This window comes from Fusobacterium sp. (assembly GCF_032477075.1).
Taxonomy (GTDB): Bacteria; Fusobacteriota; Fusobacteriia; order Fusobacteriales; family Fusobacteriaceae; genus Fusobacterium_A.
The window spans coordinates 1-6,387 of the sequence record NZ_JAWDXO010000077.1 but is presented as its reverse complement, the minus strand read 5'-3'; the positions used below and the strand labels follow the sequence as shown (position 1 = coordinate 6,387).

The 6,387-nt window shown below is 23.9% G+C and carries 7 protein-coding genes and 1 pseudogene; 2 read left to right on the top strand and 6 right to left on the bottom strand.

The annotated features are described in order from the left end of the window. Positions 1-75 precede the first annotated feature (75 nt). The 6 genes from E6771_RS15935 to E6771_RS15910 all read right to left on the bottom strand — a co-directional run bounded on the left by E6771_RS15935 (position 76) and on the right by E6771_RS15910 (position 4,008). Entirely contained in the window at positions 76-258 is a 183-nt protein-coding gene (locus tag E6771_RS15935; protein ID WP_316092340.1) for a hypothetical protein, read from the bottom strand. Between the two features lie 49 nt (positions 259-307). Continuing rightward, positions 308-1,063 carry a hypothetical protein gene (locus E6771_RS15930; RefSeq protein ID WP_316092339.1) on the bottom strand — a complete coding sequence of 252 codons (756 nt, stop codon included), beginning with the start codon at positions 1,061-1,063 and terminating at the stop codon, positions 308-310. Between the two features lie 12 nt (positions 1,064-1,075). Continuing rightward, a complete protein-coding gene (locus E6771_RS15925) occupies positions 1,076-2,257 on the bottom strand; it encodes a ParA family protein (protein ID WP_316092338.1) in 1,182 nt (393 codons plus the stop codon). Between the two features lie 44 nt (positions 2,258-2,301). Then, a complete protein-coding gene (locus E6771_RS15920) occupies positions 2,302-2,424 on the bottom strand; it encodes a hypothetical protein (protein ID WP_302429367.1) in 123 nt (40 codons plus the stop codon). A gap of 277 nt (positions 2,425-2,701) precedes the next feature. Beyond that, a complete protein-coding gene (locus E6771_RS15915; RefSeq protein ID WP_316092336.1) occupies positions 2,702-3,103 on the bottom strand; it encodes a hypothetical protein in 402 nt (133 codons plus the stop codon). Next, entirely contained in the window at positions 3,061-4,008 is a 948-nt protein-coding gene (locus E6771_RS15910) for a replication initiation protein (RefSeq protein ID WP_316092335.1), read from the bottom strand. Before E6771_RS15910 ends, E6771_RS15915 begins: the two co-directional genes overlap by 43 nt. 722 nt (positions 4,009-4,730) lie before the next feature. Between E6771_RS15910 and E6771_RS15905 the strand changes: the two genes are divergently transcribed. Both E6771_RS15905 and E6771_RS15900 read left to right on the top strand, forming a co-directional pair. After that, the gene (locus tag E6771_RS15905) at positions 4,731-4,802 is read left to right on the top strand and encodes an HU family DNA-binding protein (RefSeq protein ID WP_410054686.1); all 72 of its coding nucleotides are present in this window, start codon (positions 4,731-4,733) and stop codon (positions 4,800-4,802) included. Between the two features lie 1,306 nt (positions 4,803-6,108). Continuing rightward, positions 6,109-6,387: pseudogene (locus tag E6771_RS15900) on the top strand (hypothetical protein); the annotation flags it as partial.

Sequence of the window (6,387 nt, the reverse complement as noted above, 5' to 3'; positions counted from 1 at the left end):
AATTTATTTTTAAGAACTCCATTTTCATTTAAATATGGATCAAAATATTTCATGAATATTCCCCTTTTTTATTATTCATTTTGCTAAATTAAGAAGTTGCTTTTTTATTCTTTCTCCTAGTTCTTCATACGATATTTTTCCTTCAGCATAATCTTCAAACCATTGAGCTGTTTCTGTGTTTAGTTCTCCTGTTCCGTCTACTCTTGATAAAATTTTAGCTTTTTCTACTTCTTTTCTTCTTTTTTCTATTTCTGTCATGGCTGCTCCTTTTTTATTATAAACTAAGTAACACATGTGTTACTTAGTTTTATTCTTCAGTCATTAAAATTTTTTCTATTCTTATTAATAAATCATTTACTTTTTTCTTCTTATCATCTGGTAATCTTTCTATCCTTTGATTGAATTCTGTAAAAATTACTTGAGCCTTTTCTGTCATATTTCCTACATCATCAATTTCAAAATTTATTTTTTTATTTTCCGCATTTTCTATTTGCTTTCCTTCTAACAAATTTTTAATCTCTTCAACAGAACTACCTTTATTTATATATTCTATCACAATTTTCTTTTCTTCTTCATCTTTAAAAATGTTTTCAATTGCTCTTGTTGGTAAAAGAATAACTGTTTTTCTATATTCTTCTTTTACTTCCACATATAATCTATATTTTTTCCTATGACGTAAAGCTGTCATTTTATTAATTCCATTAGCTTCCAGCCATTTAACATAAATTCCTTCTGAATTTCCTTTTTTTGATAAAAATTCTGCTACCTCTTCATATATTTTTCCTAATTCTATACTTGCATTGGCTGTTATATTTAAAAGTTTTAAAGAATTATCTTTTAAATAATTTTGTGTTTCTTCATCTTCTGCTATTTCATCTATGATTTCTAAATATGGAACATCTTCTTTAACAATATTTATTTCTTTTTTATTTTCTATAATTGGAATATTTGCTAAAATTTTAGCTTCATGTTCTTTTAATTTTTCTTCCTCTTTTTCTTTTTCTTTCTCTGCTAAAGTTGCCATTTGTTCTTTTAACATTTCTGCTGGATTTATTTTTGCCATTATTTTCTCCTTTTATTTCATCAAATTAAATAATAATTCTGTATATGTTTTTTGTATTTCTAAAGCTTGTTGGTTTGAATATTCCCATATTGTCTTTTGATTATTAATCATCTGTTCTATAAATGATAATTTAGGAATTGTACTACACAATATTTTAGTTCCATTCAAAGCTTCTAACAACGCATTTTTCCATTCTTTTTGAACTTTTGTGTCTTCATATCTGTTTATTACTATTGCATTAATTTTTTCCAAAACAGTTTTATCTGAATTAATTAAATTCAAAACTCCTTTTATTGTTTTTCTGTCACAAAAAGTAGGTATTATGATTTTATCTGCACATTCTACAAAAACTTTATCCACTTCTAATAAAGGTGGAGAATCTATAATTATCACATCAAATTCTTTTCTTTTTTTATCTAAATATTCTGGAATAGCTTTCAAGAATTTATCTGAAAATTTATATTCTTTTAAAGGCATATAGTAAAGATTTTCTCTTAATCTTAACATTTCTCCAGTTCCATAAAATACATCTTCCTTTAATCCCTTTTTTACAATAAATTCTTCTGGATATAAATCATCTATAATATTATTTTGGGCGTCTGTAGAAATTATTAATACTTTATTCCCTAATAAAGAAAAACCATGTCCTAATTCTTTAGCAATTTCAGTTTTTCCTACTCCCCCTTTATTATTTTTAACATCAAAAATTATTCCATTTTTTATTTCTACTTTATTTTTTGTGTCTAATGAAATTTGATTTTCTTTTTTTTCCATATCTTTCTCCCTAGTATCATATTGTTTAATTATGATTTTGTTGTCAATTTCTTTAGATAAAATTACTTCTCTATTTTCTTTTGTTATTTTCCAATCATTTATAATTGGAAGTGGAATAAATAATTTCCAATTATAATATGTTTTTCCAGTTCCTTTATCTCCACTTCCTTCAAGTGCTAAATTTTTAGAGGTTTGAAATTTCTTTAATTTATTTTCTTCTTTTACAATTATTTCTTCAAACTCACTTTTTGTTTCGATCTTCTGTATTTGTATCTTTTCTTTTTCATAAATTATCTTTATTTTCCTTTCATTTTCAGTTATTTTTAAATGCTCAATAACATCAGAAGATAAAGATATTCTTGCTTGGCTGATCCTTCCATCTTTTTTTAATGCTAAACTGATATTTAATTTTTTTTCCATATTTTTCCTTTCATTTAACTAAGTAACACATGTGTTACTTAGTTTTAATAAATTATTGATAAAAAGTTTTCATATGCTTTTTTATCAGGAAATGTTGCTTCTATTATTTTCCCTTTAAACTTCATTGTTATCTTAATACTTCCATCTTCATTATAATGTAATACCATATTTATCCTCCTTGTTTTTATAGGCAAAATATGATATAATCTATTTGCGAGATAGGGGTATATCATATTGGTTGCCTCTTTTTTTATTTATACTTTATTATACTTTATTTAATGTTATGTGTCAACACCGAATTTTTTTATTTTTTATTTAAACTAAGTAACACATGTGTTACTTAGTTTTTTATTTATTGTTATTATCCTAATAAAAATTTACAGGAGGTCAAGGCTGGATTGGTTTTCAAAAAAAAGACAACCTCTAGGTTGTCTTAATTCATAATTATTTTATTTGTTTTTTCTTAAATTCTTCTGCTTTAGCTTGTAATTCATCTAATTCTTCATGGAGTTCAAGAATAAAAAGCTCATTTGCTAAATATGTTGTACTTTTCTTATCTTTAATTTTATCTCGCATTTTATATGCTAACAATAATTTTTCTCCTACCTCATTTTTCTTATTTTCTATTTCAGGGCTTTTGCCTCTTGTAAATTCTTCAATTAACTCTTCTCTTGTCATTTTATTTATTCTTTCTAATTCTTTTTCAGTCTTTTCATCAAGTGGTTCCATTTCCCCATATTTTTCTTCATCTGGTACTATTTCATAGCCCATTGCAAAGAATTTTTTTGTCATTGGATTGTCTTCTATCCTATTATTACTTTTTTCTCTGTAGATTTTTTCAAACATTCACTTTCTATTGCTTTTATTAAGTAATTTATACTTGTTATTTCTTTTTTTATTGTTCTATTACAACAATTTAATCCAATTATAAGAGATTTTTCATCAAAGTTATTTAGTAATTCTTCTATGTTTCTATTATTTAAAAATGGTGCAATAAATCTATTCTTTTTTACTTTTTCAATTACTTCTGAAAGTTCTTCTGATATTACTATTTCAACAACCTCTTTTTCCCTATTTTTAAGATATTTCATTCTTTCTTTATTTATTTTCCAAGTAAATTTTAAATGAGTTACTTTTCTACCAGTTTTTTTCTTTTCTAATTTTAAATCTTTAAAATATTGGGGTAATTCTTTTAATACTGGTTTTAATACAAATTTATTAAAGTTAGTTGTATCATAACTAGGGGGAGTTCCAAGTATATACTTCAATTCTTCTAGTTCAAATTCTTTCTCTGCTACTGTTTCCCACTGTTTTAATAATCTGAACATAGATTTACTATATGTACTATCTAAATTTACAAATTCTATTAAATCAAATTTTGTATAATTTCCTATTATATCATTTAACATATAATAAAAATTTTCATTTATTTGGACTGTTAATTTTTTCTCTTCTTCATCAATAATAAATAAATTAAAAAGAGTGAAAATGAAGGTTTTTTTCCCTATTATAATTTTTTGATGTAGTTTTATCATCTTTTCATTTATATTATTTAATGCTTTTATAAATCTTTTACTATGAATATCGCCATTAGAAAGCTCTCTTAATTCTGAAAAATTCAGAACTATTTTTTCTTTCCCTTGTTCTTTAGATAAAAAAAGTAAGGAAAAAAATAAATTAACCTCTTTTTCTGAAAAATTAGAAAAAGAAATTTTATTTAAATCGTTATGATATTTTACTATATTTGACATTATTAACACCCTCTATCTTTTAGATGGTTTAATTATAACATTTTATTTGGTAGTAGTAAAGTTTTAATTACCAAGTTAAGTGACATTTATTACCAAGATCCTTTTTTTATTTTTTATAAAAACAAGTTTTAAAGATATGAAATGATAAAAAAATAAGTTTACAGTATTTTCATATTTTAAATGATAATGAAAATATATTTATAAAATAATTTTTCGCTTTTACTAAAAAAATGACATTAGCTACCAAATAAATATTAAGTCTTATTTTTATTTAAGATTTTTAGACAATTTTGGAATAAATATATTTTCAAAAAATACTTTTCTGTGAATATGACATTAACTACCAAGTTAAGTGACATCTTCTACCAAGTAAACTGACATTAACTACCAAGTTAAGTGACATCTTCTACCAAGTAAACTGACATTAACTACCAAGTTAAGTGACATCTTCTACCAAGTTACACCTTTCTAAGCCAGTAAAATTAGGAGTTTCAGAAGTCCTAAATATATTAAAGAATATAAAGATAAAAGATTATCTTTAAAGATTCATAAGAAAATTTTTTATTATTTTTTTTGTTAAATTTATTTAAGATATTTTTAATAATAAAGATTGACTGTATTATGATTAACAAAGTATAATTTCAGTATATCATATAAGCTTATCAGGGAGGAACAATAAATGACTAAAAAAGAATTTGTAGACTTATACAAAGAAATTGAAAATGACTATTCCTGCAAAAAAAGTTGTAAAATTTAAACCAGGAAAAGCATTAGCAGAAAAAGTTAATAAATAGTTTTTACAAATTTTATGATTTATGATATAATTTATTTAACAACAAGTAATGTAAATTAGAACTTCACGTAAAAAGGGCTAGGGGGAAAACTAGCTCTTTTTTCTATTTTTTGATATAATATTTTTGGTGGTAGCTTTTAGTAGGAGGTGATTATTATACTTTATACAGTTAGGCTAATTCCATATGACACAAAACATAAGTGGAAACATTATAAAAATCTTATCAACCATATAAAGCGTTCCAAAAATTCAGTAATGACAAATGATTTTATTTGGTTTGTAGAATTAGAAGAAATCCCTCTAAATAAAATTTTGGATTTGTATGTTACATTTCTAGAACCAAAAGATAAACTACAAATAGAAATTACAAAAGATATATATTCTATAAATATCTATAAAAGAAGTACAAAGCAACTGTAAGCACACATTTATGAAAGAGCTAGCAAATGTCAGCTCTTTTTTTATTTTTTGAAAAAGTATTCTGACTTTGTAAAATTGATTTTAAAGCGTTTTTGTTTTTCAATCAATAAAACACTCGAAAAAAGTTATAAAAAACTTTTTAGAGGTAAATAATAAAGTCAAAATAGATTTTAAAAGCCATATCATGAATTGAAATAGATAAATTTAATTTTAGAAGAGTTTAAAACTTTATAAAATTGAATTTAAAAGATTTTATGTTCCTAGGTGTAGCTAAACTCGAAAAAAGAGATGAAAAAGTTTTTAGAGGTAAATAATAAAACGAGAGGTATATAAAAAATAGATTATCATATCTAAATTTTTTATTCTTTAAATAATTTTTAATAAATTCAATATGCAATAAAATTCTACTTTCATTATTTCCTAAAATAGAACACATGTTTTTTATAAAAAAACTCTATTTAAAATATAAAACAAAAATTTTATTTTTCTTTTGATTAATACGGAAATATAGTTTAAAATTGATAAAAATGATAGATGGTTTTATTATAAAACTCAATGGGCAATATATGGACTAAATATAACCCATTTAGAATATAAAACCCATTGTAATTATTATTATACAACAACTAATATTAAAATCAAGTTATTTTTTATAGATACTTGAAAAAAATACAATAGTGTAGTAAAATTAAAATTAAAAAAGAGTCGCCTACCTAAAAACGAGCAGTAACCTGCTCATGATGTTTTTAGTAGACGCACGTATCCTCGTTTCTCTGAAACGACGTGGCAGGAGTACCTGCACCCTTTAACCAAAGGTTAAAATTGATTGCTTCTTACCGTAGGTGTCTTATGAGGAAAAAAAGAAAGAAAAATTAAGGAGAGTTGAAGTGGCTATATACAGATTTCAAGTTAAAGATAGTACTAAGAATAATACTTCTGCAATAGATCACTTTGATTATGTTAGAAGAGAAGGAAAATTTGCACCAGACCACCATGATTATATTAATCGTGAAGGAAACTTTTCTAATAAAGAAAAATATGAAGATTTAGTATATAAAGAAAACTGCAATATGCCTATGTTTGCTAAAGAAGACCCAATGATATTTTGGAAAAGTTCAGAAGCTTTTGAAAGAGATAATGGAAGAACATACACAGAATTTGAGATA